Source organism: Rhodopirellula sp. UH5 (genome assembly GCF_056839225.1).
The window spans coordinates 7322933-7341626 of sequence record NZ_CM166390.1 but is presented as its reverse complement, the minus strand read 5'-3'; the positions used below and the strand labels follow the sequence as shown (position 1 = coordinate 7341626).

The 18694-nt window shown below is 57.2% G+C and carries 12 protein-coding genes and 1 pseudogene; 9 read left to right on the top strand and 4 right to left on the bottom strand.

The genetic code is table 11. The annotated features are described in order from the left end of the window. The gene (locus UH5x_RS26315) at window positions 1-3111 is read right to left on the bottom strand and encodes a PSD1 and planctomycete cytochrome C domain-containing protein (protein ID WP_482634198.1); all 3111 of its coding nucleotides are present in this window, start codon (window positions 3109-3111) and stop codon (window positions 1-3) included. A gap of 260 nt (window positions 3112-3371) precedes the next feature. Here UH5x_RS26315 and UH5x_RS26310 point away from each other — a divergent pair, with 260 nt between their 5' ends. The 3 genes from UH5x_RS26310 to UH5x_RS26300 all read left to right on the top strand — a co-directional run bounded on the left by UH5x_RS26310 (window position 3372) and on the right by UH5x_RS26300 (window position 7129). Continuing rightward, the gene (locus UH5x_RS26310; RefSeq protein ID WP_047817515.1) at window positions 3372-3902 is read left to right on the top strand and encodes a sigma factor; all 531 of its coding nucleotides are present in this window, start codon (window positions 3372-3374) and stop codon (window positions 3900-3902) included. A gap of 11 nt (window positions 3903-3913) precedes the next feature. After that, on the top strand, window positions 3914-5581 hold the full coding sequence (locus UH5x_RS26305) for a LamG-like jellyroll fold domain-containing protein (protein ID WP_482634197.1): 1668 nt from the start codon (window positions 3914-3916) through the stop codon (window positions 5579-5581). 270 nt (window positions 5582-5851) lie between these two features. Beyond that, the gene (locus UH5x_RS26300; RefSeq protein WP_482634196.1) at window positions 5852-7129 is read left to right on the top strand and encodes a L,D-transpeptidase family protein; all 1278 of its coding nucleotides are present in this window, start codon (window positions 5852-5854) and stop codon (window positions 7127-7129) included. Window positions 7130-7274: 145 nt separating this feature from the next. Here the strand turns inward: UH5x_RS26300 and UH5x_RS26295 are convergent, their stop codons facing one another. Next, window positions 7275-8165: a MerR family transcriptional regulator gene (locus UH5x_RS26295; RefSeq protein ID WP_047817594.1), complete on the bottom strand. Its 891-nt coding sequence runs from the start codon at window positions 8163-8165 to the stop codon at window positions 7275-7277. 462 nt (window positions 8166-8627) lie between these two features. Between UH5x_RS26295 and UH5x_RS26290 the strand changes: the two genes are divergently transcribed. The 5 genes from UH5x_RS26290 (at window position 8628) to UH5x_RS26270 (ending at window position 13563) form a co-directional block, all read left to right on the top strand. Further along, a complete protein-coding gene (locus UH5x_RS26290) occupies window positions 8628-9650 on the top strand; it encodes a sigma-70 family RNA polymerase sigma factor (RefSeq protein ID WP_482634195.1) in 1023 nt (340 codons plus the stop codon). Window positions 9651-9812: 162 nt separating this feature from the next. After that, window positions 9813-11192, top strand: coding sequence for a TIGR01777 family oxidoreductase (locus tag UH5x_RS26285; protein ID WP_482636081.1), 1380 nt, complete (start codon window positions 9813-9815; stop codon window positions 11190-11192). Then, on the top strand, window positions 11189-11638 hold the full coding sequence (locus UH5x_RS26280; RefSeq protein WP_482634194.1) for a hypothetical protein: 450 nt from the start codon (window positions 11189-11191) through the stop codon (window positions 11636-11638). The genes UH5x_RS26285 and UH5x_RS26280 overlap by 4 nt, the downstream gene beginning before the upstream one ends. A gap of 148 nt (window positions 11639-11786) precedes the next feature. Further along, window positions 11787-12839 (top strand): nucleoside hydrolase, encoded by a 1053-nt coding sequence (locus UH5x_RS26275; RefSeq protein WP_047817521.1) that lies wholly within the window; start codon window positions 11787-11789, stop codon window positions 12837-12839. A gap of 244 nt (window positions 12840-13083) precedes the next feature. Beyond that, entirely contained in the window at window positions 13084-13563 is a 480-nt protein-coding gene (locus tag UH5x_RS26270) for a hypothetical protein (protein WP_047817596.1), read from the top strand. A gap of 31 nt (window positions 13564-13594) precedes the next feature. On the opposite strand, the gene UH5x_RS26265 is transcribed toward UH5x_RS26270, so the two are convergent. Next, on the bottom strand, window positions 13595-14554 hold the full coding sequence (locus UH5x_RS26265; RefSeq protein ID WP_047817597.1) for a deoxyhypusine synthase family protein: 960 nt from the start codon (window positions 14552-14554) through the stop codon (window positions 13595-13597). A gap of 301 nt (window positions 14555-14855) precedes the next feature. Here UH5x_RS26265 and UH5x_RS26260 point away from each other — a divergent pair, with 301 nt between their 5' ends. Continuing rightward, window positions 14856-17570: a leucine-rich repeat domain-containing protein gene (locus tag UH5x_RS26260; RefSeq protein ID WP_482634193.1), complete on the top strand. Its 2715-nt coding sequence runs from the start codon at window positions 14856-14858 to the stop codon at window positions 17568-17570. Window positions 17571-17871: 301 nt separating this feature from the next. Here the strand turns inward: UH5x_RS26260 and UH5x_RS26255 are convergent. Further along, a pseudogene (locus tag UH5x_RS26255) lies at window positions 17872-18246 on the bottom strand (O-antigen ligase family protein); the annotation flags it as partial. Window positions 18247-18694: the final 448 nt, after the last annotated feature.

Here is an 18694-nt window from a genome sequence, read left to right as displayed (position 1 = left end):
CTATTCAACGGTGATGAATTCGTCGGTGTTCAAGATCAGGTGAGCAACGGCAGTCATCGCCGCCAACTCCGTCGCATCGAGTTGGTTGTCGGGGTTCGATTCCCCAACGGCCAGCAGTTTCTCGGCGGCTTCCGGGGCAGCGTGGTAGTGATCTCGGAAGTAAGACAAACTGCGTGACATCACTTTCAAGGTCGTTGATGAAGGCCGTTTGGCAATCGCCCAGAAAGCGAGTTGCGAGAGTCGTTCTTCGTCGGTGGCATCGAGTTGCAAGGCACGTTGAGCCAGGTTGCGGGCGGCTTCCACAAACGTCGGGTCATTCATCAACACCAGAGCCTGAAGCGGCGTATTGGTGCGTCGAACGCGGACGTTGCAAACCTCGCGACCACTGGCGTCGAAGATGGTTTGACGCGGCGGATTGACGGCTCGTTTCCAGTACGTGTACATGCTTTTGCGATACAGGCTGTCGCCCTGATCGGGTTTGTATCGCGTGCCGGCATTGGCAGCCACGCTTTCCCACAACCCACTCGGTTGATAGGGCTTCACGGACGCCCCGCCGACTTGGTCGCTGGCAATTCCCGCCACTTGCAAGGCAAGGTCGCGGATCACGAACCCATCGGCACGATAGCGCGGCCCGCGGCTGATCAGTCGATTTCCAGGGTCCGGGTCGTTGAGCCCGTGATTCCGTTTGGACGATTGATTGAAGGCGGCACTGGTCACGATCAAACGATGCATCGCTTGGACATCCCAGCCGGATTCGATGAACTCCACGGCCAACCAATCGAGCAATTCGCGATGGCTGGGCATCTCGCTTTGCAGACCAAAGTCTTCGGCGGTTTTGACGATGCCGGCCCCAAAGTGACTTTGCCAAATCCGGTTGACGGTGACTCGAGCGGTCAGTGGGTTTTCACGAGAGACCATCCAGCGTGCCAGTTCCAAACGATCCCGCGGTTGGCGTGCATCCAAGGAAGGCAGCAGGGCCGAGGGAACGCCTCGCGGCAACGGATCGTCTTTGACCGGTTGATCGTATTGGCCTCGGTCCAAAAGGTAGGCCGGTTGCGGATCCGACTCCCGTTCTTTCATCACCATCACCGGAACACGGGGGCCCGTTTTCTGTAACAGCGCGTCATCGGCGGCGGAGAATTGTTGTTGGGCGGCCTTCAGTGGTGGGTCAATTTTGCGGTAGTGGGCCAGCAATTGTTTGCGATCCGCTTTCGTCCGATCTCCAGTGGGCTTCAGCAGGATGTCCTTCAGCTTTTGATTCAGCCCAGTCACCCGCTTGGGCAAATCCGTCGCCGACGTGGAACGTTCGATTTGGAGTTTGCCGATGACGTGATTCGCGAACGAGCTGTCGAATCGAAGCGTGAGCTTGGTGGGTTGTCCGGCATCGGCTGGAATCGGTTCCTGCAATAGGAAGGTGATGTCAACCGGCTGCTCTTCGGCGTTCGGTTCAAAGACAGCCCAACCTGATTTGGGATCCTCATCGATTGCGTTCGACGCAGGGTAATTGTCCTGTTCGAAGGAAGCTGAAACGGATTGCACCGCTTGGGTTTGGTCGCCGACGTGGATCTCAAAATCGGTCAACACAAAGTTGCCGTTCACGCTCGGTGCCAACTTGCGAGGTGCACCGAAACGCTTGTCAGGCAAAGCGGTCACCTTGAACATGCTTGTGCCGGAAAGGTCGCCTGAGATCACGAATTCATAGGCAACGTTCTTGGCGTTTTTTGCTTCGGTGGGTTGGAAGAAAACCGTGTGTTCGGATTCTTTTTCCAGTTTCCCTTCACCGGTCAGTTGCATCTCTTCGAGGGTGACGTGCTGCCATCGCACGCTGAGGGATGTTTGCAACAGTCGCTGGGTTTCGGCTGCCCATTGGTCCATCCGTTGACGAATCCCGGCCTCGGCATCCTGGATCGCTTGCTCGGCCCGCTCCACCGCCGCGAGCTCTTGCGGGGGGGCTGTCGCCAGGGGCGAAGCGAACTTCATCGTGGGGTTAGCACTCACGCCTTTGCCGATCCCACGCTCGCCGATGTTATTGAAGTAACCGTAGAACTGGTAGAACTCGCGTTGCGAGATGGGATCGTATTTGTGGTCGTGGCAACGCGTGCACCCGAGAGTCAGACCGAGCCAAACGGTTCCGGTTGTTTCCACACGATCGATCACGTTCTCGACCAAGAACTCTTCTGCCAGTGCGCCGCCTTCGCTGTTTTGGCGGTGGTTGCGATTGAACGCGGTGGCGAGTCGCTGCTCGTCGGTTGCGTTGGGGAGCATGTCGCCGGCGAGTTGTTCGACCGTGAACTGATCGAACGGCACGTTGTTGTGGAACGCCTGAATCACCCAGTCACGCCAGGGCCAGTTGCTGCGTTCGGGATCGTTCTGATAGCCGTCGGTGTCGGCATAACGAGCGGCGTCCATCCACAGCAATGCTTGGCGCTCGGCATAGTCCCAAGTCAACATCAGTTCATTGACTGCCTCTTCGAAGGCTTGTTCGCTTGGGTCGGCCAAGTATCTGTCTTGCAGTTCAGGGCTTGGTAGCTGCCCCGTCAAAGTCAGCGAAACGCGTCGGAGGCGGGTGGCGGGATCCGCGTCTGGAGAAGGCGTGAGTTGATTCGAGAGCAGCTTTTCAGCAACGAAGGCATCGATCGGGTTCTTCGACCAGCGGTCAATCACTTCCTGGGGCCATCCCGACTCGGCCACGACTTCGGTGGGCACTGCTGGTCGGGTTGGTGGTTCGAACGCCCAGTGCCCCTCGTAGGGGGCGCCTTGAGCGACCCATTGTTCCAGGATTCGTTTTTCTTCATCGCTGAGCGACCGGTTGCTGTCCGGTGGCGGCATCATGTCCGATTCGTCCTCGCTGCGAATGCGGGCGATCAGTTCGCTGGCTTCCAGATCGCCGGGCACAACGCCTGCATAGCCACCCAAATCAGCGACCAAGTTCTCTTGGCTATCCAATCGGAACTCGGAATCTTGATTGTTCGCGTCGGGACCGTGACAGTGAAAGCAGCGATCGGAAAGGATTGGTCTGACCTGGCTGCTGAAATCCACCAACTCGATCTCATCGGCCTTCAACGGCAACGTGTTCCAGGACGCCAGTCCAGCGATTGCGACGCCAGCCACGTAGAATGATCGAAAGGAATCGAAACGGAAATTCAGCATAAAAACCTCGCGACGAGACGCATGCGTCCCTGAAAAACACCATTTTGTTCGGTCGTTGTCCTGCATACTCCCGCTCCCGACCGAACCTGCCTGCGTTTTCTTCGTTTTTTTCCGATTTCGACCGGCAAGTTCATTGAGCAGCGGGAGTTTGTTGGTGGCGAGGCGGCCCATGCGTAAGCTCGGTGAATCCCCCAATTCCCCCCTTAACTTGAACCACATCGATGATAGACGAAGGTCGATTTCTATCACTGTTCCTCAAACACGAGCGAGAACTCGCCAGCATCGCTCGTGCGTTTTTGCCCGATTGGAACGCGGTCGACGACGTGCTGCAGGAAGCCAGCCTGGTGATGTGGCGAAAAATTCATCAACTGGAATCGGACGACGAGTTCCTGCCTTGGTCCAAAGTCATTCTGCGTTTTGAAATTTTGAAAGCCCGTCGCTTGCATGCTCGCCAGAAGTGGGTGCTCAACGAAGAGTTGATCTCCAAACTGATGGATGAATCCGCGGAGGACGACGCGGAGATGCGGCACGCACAACAATCCGCCATCCAGCATTGTCTGCAGTCGTTCAGCGAAGACCATCAAAAGCTCTTGCTTGCCCCCCACACCTCGCGAGGCGGCGTGCTGGCATTGGCAGAAACGGGCAGTCATTCCGCCAATAGTTTGTACAAGCGGATCGGACGTCTGCGAGTGAAGTTGCACGACTGTGTGGTGCAGCGACTTTCATCGGCCGAACTCGATCTCCCCATCTGAACTCTCTTCTCATGAACAAACAACCGATCCATGACTTGATCGAGAAGTACTTTCTCGAGGAATTGAACGAAACCGAGCAAGCCGAACTCCGGTTGGCACTGGAGGCACAGCGAAGCTACCGGGACCGTTTTCGCCGCGCCGCTGAAATTGATGCGCAGCTGCGACACTGCTGGAACGAAGACATCGGTGACGATGAAGGTTCGCGCCCGCTGCTTCAAAGTGAACCGAATTCGCTGGCACGGGAGCCACTCGCCACCGCTTCCCATCAACGCATCGATGTGCGGTGGCTGCCGGTCACTGTTGCGGCGAGTTTGATTGCTGTGGCTGGCGTGCTGTACTCAGGGATTCTGAAACCAACGCCCCAGCCCACCATTGCTCAATCGAATTCGGCTCAGCCAACGGCACCGCAGTCCGTTGGCGACGAGGCAACGACACGAAATTCATCGGAGGTGGCATGGTTGGTGACGGGCTACAACCATCGGTTCAACGACGGTTTGGCCCCACAAAACAATTCCTTTGAAAGAGGGGATTACGAACTCACGGATGGTTCCATCACGCTTCGCTTTGACAGTGGAGTGGATGTGTCGATTGAGGCGCCGGCGCGGTTCACCGTTGTCAATTCGCTGCGGATGAAGATGGACGCTGGGCGAGCACGGGCGATCGTTCCCGAGACCGGCCACGGCTTTGTGATTCAGACACCCACCGCCGATGTCGAAGACCTGGGCACCGAATTCGGCGTCTACGTCAGCGAAGAACAAGACGTGGAGCTGCACGTTTTTGCCGGTGAAGTCAACGTGCACACGGCCAACCTTCCCTCGCGACGGATCCAGGAAGACACCGCCGTGCACTTGACCTCGATGGGCACCAAGCATCTTTCGGCGACGGATGATGTCGCGTTTACAACACGCAGCAAAATTGGATACCAACGTTGGCTCGCCGACAGCACGGCAAGACGTGAAGATCCCTCCACGCTGTTGTATTTCGACTTTGAGCCGGATCCGGACGCTCCCACCACGCTTCGCGATCGAAGCCAATCTGGCTTGGCCATCGATGGCCAAATTCAAGGCTGTATCTGGGCGACAGGCCGCTGGCCGAACAAAGGAGCCCTCTTGCTGGAACGTGCCGGTGATCGAGTGGAGCTGGATCTACCCGGGACCTTTGATGCACTCACGATCTCGGGATGGATTCAGGTCAATCGTTTCGACCAAGCCTTGCAGGCGTTCTTCAACACACGAGACTGGCAACCCGGTGAGCATCACTGGAACATCCAACGGAACGGTGGCATGAGCGTCGGCGTGTCTCGAGCCTACACGATTCACTCGGCGCAAAAGAAAGTTCCCTTGGGAAGATGGACGCATCTGGTGGCCTCCATCGACGCTCAAAAGCGAGAGGCCACCTACTACATCGATGGCGAATTCGCTCAGCAAAAACAATGGGAAAACGCAACGTCGATTGTCTTTGGCCCGTGCACCATCGGTGCCTTCGGATCGACGCTCGAGGCCCCCGCGGAGATGGCCACCGAGGAAGAAGCCAACGCGGCGGAGTCATCCCTTCGCGTCGAAGCGGTCCACTACAACCGAGAACTCCGAGGCCGACTCGATGAACTGGCCCTTTTCGCCGGGGCCCTCTCCGCCGAGCAGGTCAAAGAACTTTATGAGGCGGGCAACGGGTTCGACTGACCCGCCAAGCTCACTGAATCGGACGTCAAGACGGGGCCGCCATCGATGATGCGGCGCAGTACCAGAACCTGCTCCAGATCCGTTCGCAATTCAGACGCTCCACAGATTGGGCTGGTCGTGGCGTCGTTGATTTCACTATGGAAGAGGCTGCCCATACAAAATCCGACTTGTGAGCACGTACCCGGCAGGGGAGAAACAGCCGTGCAGACTTTGAAAACAGCCGCTATCGTTGTACTCATGACGACGGTCCTTTACGGGGCCTGGATTTCCATGACGACTCCACCCGATGCGCTGCCGCCTGAAGTGGCGCGGGACCTGATCGTTGATGCAAACACGTTTGACATCAGCGACGGGATTCCAGAAGCCTTGGGCAGTCTCGATCCGCTCGCGGAATTCGGAATCGACGAGGGTTCGGTCGACACGAACGTTGCCAGCGGAGGGTTTGACGACCTCGATCTGGCGCTCAATGAATCCGCCAATGGTCTGAATTCCCCTGAAAACTTCGCGGTTCCCGACCCAAATGAGCTGAATGCAACGGCGGACAGCATGCCGATGGATTCGATCAATCGCAGCTTCGCCGACGTGCCTTCCTCGGCCACCGGAAACCTTGGTGCAGAATCCGAATCGTTCTCCATGTCCGATTTGGATTCCCCCGCTGTCGACCTGCAAGCCAGCCGATTGCCCGAGGTGACTCCCGGTTCGAGCACACCGATTCAACTCAACCCAAATCAAGAATACACCTCGACCGGGACGCAGTACTCTGCCCCCGATCCCAATGCTGCCGTGGCATCCGTCAATTCATCGGGACGCCCGAGCGGCGAAAATGCCGCGGCTGAGTCCGATCAAATTGCAGCGGCAGGCTTGAGCAACGCAATCGCGACGGCTGACCGCCAGTATCACTCGGATCGTCGCCGCGAAGCCTTGGCGACACTGAGCCTGTTTTACGAGACTCCCAGCCTGACCAGCGAACAACGCGATGAATTGCTCAGTCGGCTCGATCCTTTGGCCGCCGAAGTGATCTACTCAGGCGAACACTTGTTGGCGGAACCGCACCGCGTCGCCCCCAACGAAACGTTGATGGACATCGCTGACCAATACGAAGTGCCTTGGCAATTGCTGGCGAACATCAACGGTGTGGACGATCCCGTCACCATCCTGCCCGGCACCGATTTGAAAGTGGTGCGTGGCCCGTTTCGTGGCGACATCGATCTGAAACACCAAGAACTGACAATGTTCGTCGGCGACCTGTACGCCGGTCGCTTCAAGATCGCCGTTGGAAGTGACCCCGCTCCCAAACCAGGGGCGTACACCATCCAGGAAAAGCAGTCGGCCAAGACCTACTACGATATGTCCGGAACTCCCGTCCCACCCGGTAACCCACGCAACCCCTACGGGTCGATGTGGATCGACTTGGGATCGGGCTTGAGTATCCACGGAAGCCCTGACGCAAACGCTCCCACCGACCAGGGCTGCATCAGCGTCGCAGGCAACTATTCGCGAGACGTCTTTGGCATCTTGTCCGAAGGGTCCTCGGTCACCATTCGTTGAACCGACGGCGACACCATCGCTCGGTCCTCCGAGTGATCTGCCCAACAGCGAACACCTGTTGTCCAACCAACGCAGTGTCGAAAGACCCTGCGTTGGCCATTCGCCAGTCCCCGTCACGCGAACTTCCGTGGCTCACGCAGCGGGATCACGCCCCGCGATTCAGTCGCATCAGCGCCGCTAATTCAACCAAGTGGCGAAGCGAATCACAGTGAGCCGTGTAACGCAGACGCGGTCGCAACTTATCGCTCAAGGCTCGACCACCAATCAACAGCGGCACGTCCTCTCCGAGTGACTCAGCCAATTGGTTTTGAGCGGCGACAAACATGCCTGGTTCGCTGACCGATGAGATGCTCATCCACACCATTTGTGGGTCATAGTCGTGAGCCGCTTGAACAAAGCTCTCCATCGGCAGGTCATTGCCCAGACTCGTCGCGTTCCAACCGACTTCTCGCAATGCCAGCTCCACCAACATGGTGGGCAATTGATAGGGGTCACCTTCGGGCGCCCCTCCAATCGCAACGGGTGCAGTGGCAGACGGAGCGGGGATCTCCGCCCGCAGCTCGTGTATCAGACGCATCGCAATTTCGCACCCGCGACGTTCTTGATAGACGTCCAAAGCATTGCAATCCCAAGCCTCGCCAAACCCGTGCATCGCGTCGGTGATCAACGACTCGGCAGCTTCACTGCGCGTGGCCCCGGACGCCACCTTCTTCGACAACAGCTCACGACAGGTGACCTCCTCACCAGCCGCCAGGGCGTCCCGAAATTGTTGGTTCAGCGGATCGCCAATGCCCTCAATTCGCGTCGTGCGACTGGGCGCCAACTGAGGCAGCCCCAAGACGTCAGGACGAAGCAAGCACCGATCGTTGGCATGCACAAACGCTTGCAACGCATCCAAGGTGATTCTTCGGTGGCCGCCCGCTGTCTTGATCACGGGAATCGTGCCTTTGTCGCACCAACGTTTGACCGATGACTCGCTGACTTCCATCGCAGCGGCAATCTGCTTCGGAGAAAACTGGGGCTGACGAGCTGCCACGGAAACGTCTGGGGCGAGAGGAGGGGAGCGGCCTGAACGTTTCATGTCATGCATTGAACGTTTCTAATTCCGCCGAGGAACGTTTCCAGTGTAAACGATTGGCAATTGTGAACGATTTCGAACCACCCAATCGACCAATTTGGAGCGAAAAACGTTCACCTGAGACCGCAGTTCCGGATCCGCTCGCTGGTTCTGTTTGCAAAATCGGAGCGAATTCGCTTGCGTCTTGTTTCACGCACCGCTATACCAATGGACGAAGTGCACGTTTTCGCAAACCAAAACGTTCACTGAGAGTTTCTGTTCGGCACATCAATTGCGGAACAGGCGACTCAATGTCCATTGGGTTGGAAGAGGAAGTTGGCTCGAAACTGCCGCCTGGCAGCGTCCGCCGTCAGCACCTTCTGACTGACCCCACGATTTAGCTACCTGCCACCCAGCCCAGCCATTCGAGAAGGTCGAAAAATGTCCACCCTCACCGCATCGTCCGTCCCCGCCCGTCGCCCTGCTTGGCTCCAGAGTCCTGAGTTGTCACTGGCAGTGATGGAGGTTCAGCCTCTGTTGTCCGATCATTCCGAAGCGGACACCAAGACACTCCAACGCCTCACGAAACGTCGCTTGCGAGAAGAAATCGACTTCATCTCGAATGAACGTTTCACCATGGCTCGCGAAGGCAAGCGGATTTTCTCTTCGGAACTGGGGCTGGCACCACGTGAAACGGCGTTGGGGATCGCGACGATCCGTCGAAGCGGGGTGGATCTTCCGATTCACCTGGGTCGACTTTGCGAGGCGCCGTTGCTGAAGCCTGAACAAGAAAAGATGCTGTTCGAGCGAATGAACTTCCTGCTGCAACAGGCCGCGATTCATCGCAGCGTTCTCAACCCAGAGCGTCCCTCTCGGCATCGCTTGGAACTGATTGATTTGCTGGTCGCCTTGGCCGACTGGCATCGCGACCGGATTGTCGAAGCCAACTTGCGGTTGGTGTTTTCGATCGTCAAGAAGTTCGTCAATCCCAACAACACGTTTGACGATTTGCTCAGCGACGGAATTGTGGCGTTGATCCGTGCTGTCGAAAAGTTCGACTTCGATCGCGGGTTCCGGTTCAGCACCTACGCGACCCAAGTTGTTCGTCGAAACTCCTATCGAACCGTTGTGTTGAATCAGCAGGAACGTCAAAGGGTCCAAGGGGGACTGCAAGACATGGACATCGATCTGAAAGAGGAAGAACATTCTTCGGCGATCAGCGAAAAACGCTGGCACGAATTGCGAAGCCGCTTGAGCGTGATGATGGGCGACTTGGACCGTCGAGAAAAATTCATCATTCGCGCCCGCTTCTCTCTCGGACCTCACCGGAAAGTTCACACGCTGCAATCGTTGGCGGATCGGCTGGGTGTTTCCAAGGAACGCGTCCGCCAGTTGGAACGACGCGCGATGGACAAGTTACGAGCGATGGCCGGCGACGCTCAACTGGCGGAATTGGAAGCCTGATTGAGCGTGCTTTCTCCAACCAACCGCGACGACGACCAATCCGGTCCCCCTTCGCAATCAGCGGTTCAGCCGCCCAGCGTTGCCGAGCAAGGCCGCTCAGATGGACTTCCCGCCGAGTGCCAACCCCAACCGGGAACGCAGCACTACGTCGCGCGAGTTGACCTGCCCGTCAGCATCGACGAGGCATTTGCGTATCACGAACGCCCCGGTTGTTTGAACCGACTCACGCCGCCGTGGGAACACGTCCAACTCGAATACTCGGATCAATCCCTGGCTCCCGGCAGTCGCGTGATCTTGAAAACCAAAATCGCCGGGATCCCGGTGCGCTGGCGAGCCCGGCACGTGTGGTGCAATCCTCCCCATGGCTTCGCCGACGTCCAGGACACTGGTCCTTTTTCGCGGTGGTGCCATCAGCATCGATTTGAATCTTTGGCACCCAACCGTTCCCAGCTGACCGACGCGATCGAGTACAAACTGCCTGCGGGAATGGCGGGCAAATTGCTCGGAAGCGGCAAGGCCCGCCGGACCATCGAAGCGATGTTCGCGTACCGCCACCGAGTCACTCAGGATGATTTGCAGATGTTGGTCGATTACCCCATGAGTCCAAAAACGATTGCGGTCTCCGGAGCCAGCGGCTTGGTGGGCGGTGGCCTGTGCACACTGCTGAGTTTGCTAGGCCACAAAGTCGTCACGATCACCCGGGACGAGCACGGCACAGTTGATGAACATGGCATGCCCGACGCGATCGCCGCCTGGGGCAGCCCGTCCGAAATGGAAAAGTTTGAATCGGTCGATGTGGTCGTTCATCTGGCTGGCAAGTCCGTCGCTGGAAAGCGCTGGACTCCCGAGGTCAAACAACAAATCCGTGACAGCCGCGTCGAGAAGACACGTGCTCTCTGCGAAGGGCTTGCCCAGCTGAAACAGAAGCCCGCTGTTCTGATCTGTGCCTCGGCAACGGGATTCTACGGCGACCGCGGCGAAGAAATTTTGACCGAGAACTCCTCCTGCGGAGACGACTTTCTGTCCGACGTGGCTGGTCAGTGGGAAGACGCTTGCCAACCGGCTCGCGAAGCAGGAATCCGAGTGGTCAACACGCGGTTCGGAATGGTGCTTTCTCCTCAGGGCGGCGCCCTTCAGCAAATGCTGCTGCCGGCCAAACTGATGGGTGGCAAACTGGGCAGTGGAAACCAGTGGTGGTCCTGGATCGCACTGGACGATGTGCTGGGCGCGATCGTCCACTGCATCCACCACGACGAGATCTCAGGTCCAGTCAACTTTGTGGCGCCGGACCCGATCCGAAATCACGAATTCGCCAAGACCTTGGGCGAAGTTTTGAATCGGCCGGCAATCTTCCCGGCACCCAAGTTCGCTCTCCGGTTGGCGCTCGGCGAGATGGCGGAGGTGTTGCTGCTGGCCAGTTCGCGTGCCGTCCCAGAACGTTTGCAGCAATCCGGTTACGCATTTCGCTATCCCGATTTGAAGGATTGCTTGCGGTCACTGCTCGGAAAAGAAGGCAAACCGTCGGAACCCGTCGCCTCATGAACGCCAACCTGCTGTTTCTTTTGAACGCTCTGTCGACCTGGTACATGGTCGGGCTGATCTGGATGGTCCAGCTCGTTCACTACAAGATGTTCGATCGTGTTGGCGAGGATGTCTTTGCCCGGTACGCGACCGACCACGCGAGACTGATCACGCCGGTCGTTGCGATCCCGATGCTGATTGAAATCGCCACGGCGGTCTGGTTGCTGTTCTCGCGGCCCGGTAATCTTTCGATGACTTGGGCTGCGGTGGGATTGGGGTTGGTTGTCCTGATCTGGGCCAGCACCGCGGCACTGCAAGTCCCGGCGCACGGCAAGTTGGCATCCGGGTTCCAGGCGGACGTTTACACGACACTGGTGACAACCAATTGGATTCGAACCGTCGGCTGGTCGATCCGCGGCGTTCTTGTGGGCTGGGCCTTTTGGACGTTGCTCCCGTCGAGCGGTTGAGAGCGTCTTCCCAAACCAGCCTGAAAACAGCGTCGCACGCAATGAGTGTCGAGCGGATTGAATTCAGTTAAGATGGGGTGTCGACGAAGGATGACTTCGCCGCCGTTAGCCCCCCATCTCCCTCCCCATTCCCGCCTTCACTTTCTTTATGTCCCAAAAAATGTTTGGATCGCTGCTGCTCGCGATCACAGTCTGCTTCGGAACCCTCGGTTCCGTCTCCCCCGTTCACGCCGACCAACCGGTTCAATTGATCTTTGACACGGACCTTGGAAACGACGTCGACGACGCGTTGGCCATGGGCGTCATCCATTCCTTGCAGTCGCGTGGCGAGTGCGAATTGCTGGCCGTGACGCTCACCAAAGACCATGAACTGGCTGCCCCTTTCGCAGACGTGGTCAACACGTTTTATGGACGCGGTGACATTCCGATTGGTGTGTGCCGCAGTGACGTCACCAACAGCGAAGGACGTTTCAACGGACTGGCTGCGATCAAGGATGACGGAAAAGACCGTTACCCGCATGACTTGCGAAGCGGCAAAGACGCTCCCGATGCGGTCGAGGTTTTACGTCGGGTGCTCGCCCAAGCGGAAGACCACAGCGTCGTGATCGCGCAAGTTGGATTCTCAACCAACTTAGCCAACCTGCTCGATTCCCCCGCGGACGATCTCAGCCCACTGCCCGGCAAAGAGCTCGTCAAGAAGAAAGTGCAGCGTCTCAGTGTGATGGCGGGTGCGTTCGAACAGATCAAGAACAACAAAGGTCAGCCCTACGACCACAAAGAATACAACGTCATCAAAGACATTCCGGCTGCACAAAAGCTCGCCAAAGAATGGCCAACACCGATTCTATGGAGTGGCTACGAGATCGGAATCGCGCTTCGTTACCCTCATGAAAGCATTGAGCAAGACTACGGCTACGTCGAGCACCATCCTTTGGCTGAAGCCTACATCGCCTACAACCCACCGCCTCACGATCGTCCGACTTGGGACCTGACTTGCGTTCTGCAACTGGTCCGTCCCGATCGTGACTACTTCGGTTTGACTTCCGTTGGAAAGGTCACCGTTGCCGACGATGGTTTGACAACGTTCGCCGAGGACGCCAACGGCCGCGACCAGTACTTCACTCTCAACGACGCACAAATCGCGAGAACACTGGAAGCACTGCAATTGCTTTCCAGCGAACCGCCACACGCCATTCGTTGAGACTTGCCACGCACGATCCTCGATTGCTCCGCGGTCGGCCATCCCGGCCGCGAAGTGATCAGGGTCACCTCCATTCGAATGCAGTTCGTTCTGTTCCCATTTTCTTCTCGATCCACTTCCAGTTGGCGAATGACATGAGTTCGCAGCAAAGGATGTCTGGTTCGAAGGCTCCAAAAGGATTTTGAAAGCCGTGATCGCGAGATTGATCTCCCTTCGCTGCGATCACTGCGGTGCGCCGATCGACGTGAAGCCCAAGGCCAAGTTCGTGACCTGCGGCTATTGCCACGCCAGCCTGGCGATTCATCACACTGGCTCGTCGTACTCCACCGAGTTGATCGAGGACCTGAAAGAAACGACCAGTGCACTCGTCAAAGATGTTGCGTTGATCAAACACAACGCTGCACTGGATCGCCTTGATGAACAGTGGGAGCGGTGGCGTTTGCAAACGCTGGGCACCAACAAACACGGGCGTCAGATCACCCAGCCACCCAACCCAGTTGTTTCCATCTTCGGCTTCGGTTTTGTGTTCGTCTTTGCGTTGGTCTGGACCGGCATGGCGGCGAGAATGTTCGCCCCCATGGCCTTGTTCGGGATGGTCTTCTTGGTCATGGCTGTCGTGGGGCTGTTCCGTTCGTTCTCCAAGACCAACGAATACCACGCCAAGCGACAACGCTACATGCAGGAACGTCAGTCGCTGGTCGAACAGATTCAAAACGGCGACTGAACGCCCTGGGAGGGATGTGTGCTTCTCAGTCTCACCAACCGAGCACGTGAGCAAACACGAGTGGCGCACAAATCGTCGCGTCGCTTTGGATCATGAACTTCGGCGAGTCGGCATCGATTTTGTACCACGTGATCTTTTCGTTCGGCACAGCGCCGCTGTAACCGCCGTAGCTGGTCGTTGCATCGCTGATCTGGCAGAAATACCCCCACAACGGAATGTCTCGTTTGAGGTCTTGAATCAACATCGGGACGACACAGATCGGGAAGTCGCCCGCGATCCCGCCGCCGATTTGGAAGAAGCCGATGGGGTCCTGCATCGTGGCTTGGTACCACTCCGCCAGTTGCTGCATTTGCTTTGTGCCCGTCGCATACGCCCCGTGCCCGGAAACGCTGCCGTCGATGACGTGCGAGGTGTAAATGTTCCCCAGCGTGGAGTCCTCAAACCCGGGCGTGAAAATCGGAATGCCCGCATCCTTTGCCGCCGCGACCCAGCTGTCTTCCCGAGGCACCTGGTAGTGCTGAACCAGCCCTTCGTCATCCAAAAGATCGAACATGAACTCGGCAGGCATGCGAGCGGCATTTTCAACCGCCGCCTTTTGCCACATGGGCACCAAGCGATCCTCTAGGTGCCGCATCACGGTTTCGGGAATGCAAGTGTCAGTGACACGGTTGAACCCACGATCGCGAAGTTTGACTTCGTCTTCCGCCGAAAGAGCTCGCCAGTTGGCAACGATTTCGTATTCGTCGTGAGCGACCAAGTTGAAGATATCTTCTTCCAAGTTCGCCGCCGTGCATGTTACGGCGTGGACCTTTCCCTTGCGGATCATTTCGGCCAGCGACAGCCCCAATTCTCCCGTGCTCATGGCGCCGGCCAGTGTCACCATCATCTTGCCCCCGCCGTCAACAAAGTCCCCATAGGCCTTTGCCGAGGCCAACAATTCCCGGGCATTGAAGTGGCGAAAATGCGTTTCCAAAAATTGCGTGACATTCATGAAAATTCGACAACCCATACAAGAAGAGACAAAGCACCCAAATTGACAGAAGCGGTCAACCGCCGCTTCCGTTCAGAACGATCCCCATCGGACCGATGCGTCGAAACGCAAAAAAAAGACGTTGGGCGATGGCGCCGAATCTTACCGTTCTGCGGAGTCAGTGTCGTCAGGGGATCACTAGGCGTTTTCGTTCATGAAAACTCTTCGAACAGCCGTTGCAGTGACAGGGAACACCAAGCAATTTGAATGCAAATTGGAAACAGAAGCGAAACATTTTGCGTCGCCCGATGTTGGATCCACTATGAACAAGCTGCCTACCAGACAAGTCACTTTGAAGTCGGCTCAGCGTCGATGGATACGGACGATCGCGACGCTGGCCATTCTCGGAACGCTATTCGGAATGGCTTGGAAACCGCGATTGGTGACCGAAAACTTCCTGCGGGATGCCACGGACTTGATGGTCGCGGAAACGGACCTTTCGCCCATTGGCGCCCCCTTGGCAGATTCGATTGCCATGGGACAGGCAGTGCCAAACACACCTCGCCCTCGGCATGGATGGTACGTCGGCGGATTCCCTTTGGACGCTTACCAAGCACGGTTCTCAGAGAATGAAGGGCAGGATGGCTTGGAGAACTGGAGCACGTTGGGTTTGGGATTGGCGATTGACCTTTGGTTTTGCATCGGCTTGCTCGCTTTGGCTGGCCACGCCGCCTACCACGTCCGTCCCGGGCAATCACCTTGGAATGTCCTGTGGTCCCCCAAGCAGATCGAAAACACTCGTTACCGTCACGCCTTGCTGAGCATTGTGTCGGTGGGCTTGGTGGTTTCTGCCTGGCACTTTTATTCCACCCAACGCACTCTGCAAACGTTGAACGATGAATCGCGAGTCACTCTGGCTCGGTCGACCAACCATCCATTGGTCGCTCGATTGCCTCTCGTTCTTCGCGGTCCTTGGACCCACGCGGTTCACGTCCAGTGCCTCCCTGAATCCGACATGCAGTCGATTGATTGGAGCGACTACCCATCGATTCAGTTCATTTCACTGCAAGGCGACATCGATCCGCAGACACTTCAATCGATTCAAGAAAATCCCTGGGTCACCGGCCTCCGCTGGTCGAACATCCCGAGCATTGAAAGTGCGAACACGGTCCTCGAACGCTTGCCGTCGCTTCGCAGCCTCTCGCTCTCATTCAAAAACATCGAGACGTCCACGGAACTTGGTCCCGCCCCGAAGCTTCAAGTGCAGTCTCTGACGAGTCTGGCGTCGTTGTCATTGCGTCGCATTCCGGGCACCGCACTATGCACCGATGAGTTGTTGGTTCCCTCACTGACCTCGTTGGAAATCCAAACCATTGGCCCCAGCGTTGATTCATGGTTGTTCGAAGAATCCAACAATCTGAAGTCGCTCTCGATTCGTCACCTGCGGCGGGCTGACGAAAGGAATCCGCGTGCATCCGAACTGACGGTTCGCCTGATGCCTGCCTTGACGGAACTGTCCGTGGACGCGGGCATTCCCATCCATCTCCGCCTGCTAGAACTGCCACGTTTGCGCAATGTGCAGGGGATCGGTGCGATGACCTCTTCGATGGACTGGTCGGAATACGAAAACGGCTTCATCGTGTGGGTATCGTCGCTGAAGATGTCCGGCCTCAGTTCGCTCTCGAGCCTGGATTTAGCGGGCGAGAATTTTGACCAGTGGGAAGTGTCGGAATGCCCCCGATTGCACACCGTTCGCGTCAAGCACCCACGCGCCGGCGGAAACGGGCGTTTCCGTCGCAGCGTGCATGGTTGGGAAGCGTCTCCTGAATTCGTTGACGCTCGATTGTTCGCTGCCATGGCATCGGGAACCCCTCTTCCCAAACGAAAGTCGCCCAAGGGGTTGATGGCCTTTGCAGCCTCGCTCCCTTCGCTTCAATCATTGAACCTGCATGGCATGAATCTGACCACGTGCGAGTTGTCAAAACTCCAAGCGTGTTCCTTCCTGAAGACCCTGACGCTGGACCATTGCGGAATTGAGTCGGATCAGCTGGATGAACTTTGCAACGTCAGTTCGCTCCGAGAACTATCCGTCTCAGGAGCCGACATTGACCCGGAGGTGGTCCCTCGCCTGCTAGCCATGCACAACCACTGGGAAGTTTTGGAATTGCCGTGGGAAGAACTCCAATCCATCCGGATCATTGACCAGCCCAAATTGAGACGCGCCTTCACCTCAAGAACCTTGCGAGCCAAACACATCGAATTGGTGAACTTGGACTCGTTGGCCAGCCGATTGCGCATCGCACCTGGCGCCGAAACCATCCGTGTCGTCAATCTTCCCAGCCTGACCGATATCTCCATTCGCCGGCCAAAGACAAAGGACATCGTGATCCAAAATGTCCCCCGTCTCCTCTCCTTCACACTTGAACGAGGCGTGCTGACATCGTCGACGCTCAGCAGCCTGACGCAAAGTCGCCAACTGCACTCGCTGATTCTGCCTGGCAGTCGTTATCCCCAGGGATTGGCTAAGCACTTCCTGTGCTGGCCCGGCCTGCAGGAATTCAACGCCATCGCCACACCACTGCATGACGATGATCTGCGAGACTTGCCGAACCTGAAGAACCTTCGGCGTTTGCGTTTGGATGACACGGCATTGACGGCGAAAGGCATTTCGATCTTGGCACGCTGCGATCACCTGCAAAGCGTGTCATTGCTCGGTCTGGATCTGTCTAGCACCGCATTGGAACCCTTGATGGCTCTTTCATGGCTGATGGAGCTGTCGGTCAATGATGCGGTTCCACTGCCTGAAGCTCTTCAATCCATCCGGCTGACTCCAGAGGACTGGGCCACCCAAAAAGCCCAACCGCATTTGGTTGGAAACTGGCCCAACGGACTCAGAACGAGTGTTGACCGCGGGAAGAATTTGGTTCGACGTGGACCGCAGCATGGGCAGCGTTTGAATTGGGTGACCACTGAAGAAACGGATTCCAACGAATCGCTGGACTCACAACAGGTGACTCTGACGACTGATGCAACGTGACCAGAACACCTGCGGTGGCAAACAAATACATGTGCACCATCGCAATGATGCCGACTTCGTGGAACATCCCGTTGCACACGTAACCGCTGAGCAATCCCAGCATCAAGATGCCAACGGTTCGGCGGTAGTCTTCGGTGCCCTCGTCCAACAACGTCGCTCGCATCTCTGACCTCGTCGAGTCAGCATGTTTGGCGGACGCAAACTGCCAGGCAAGACAAAACAGCACCGTCAACAGCAACAGGTGCAGGCTGAAGCCGATCAACCCCAAATCGACCAACACCGACAAGAAGACGTTGTGTTGCATGTAGGGCCGGGCGGATTCCAACGGCACGCCGTGGCGTCGAATCGCGTGATAGGGTTCCGCCGCATCAAAGTAGTGACCATACCCGTGCCCGCCGAGAGGCCGGTCCAAGAACATCTCGTAAGCAACCAAAGCCAGCAAAGGTCGCAACTCCACACTCTTGGCAGCGTCCGCAGCACTCAATGCTTTGTCGCGTTTCATGCTCATGATTTGATCCTTCAGTCCCATCGCCATCGCGCCGCTGAAGACGACCACACCGGCGAGAGCCACGATCCGAATCCGGCGAGGGACATAAATCAACCCGATGCCCCCGATCGCCGCGATCGCCCCCAACCAAACGCTCCGCGTCAAAGTTGAATAGCAACCCGCCAGCATCAACAATGCCAGCAATGCGTACCAAGCCTTGCCATGGCGTCCGCATTCCAAGAAGCGACTGGCACAAGCGGCCAATGCCATGGTTAGCAAAATCCCATTCCCAGCGGGATTGAGCAACGGGCCTCGTCCACGACCATAGAATTCCCAGATTTCCGGATCGTTGATAAACCGAGGGAACACCAAAGCGCGAACATCCCACATTTCCATCACGCCAGTGAACGCAAGGTACGCCCCCAACCCAATCAACACGGTCACCATCCGGCGAATGTCTTGCGGCGTGAACGTCGCTGTTCGCATCACCCCATACAAGCTGCACGGCAGCGCCATGTAAAACAACCACCGAGCAATCGGTGGCTGGGCGTCGCCAAACATTCCAAATCGCAAGCAGCTCAGCAGCCCCACCGCGACAAATCCAAACACGATGCCATCGGTTCGGGTCAGCGCGGGC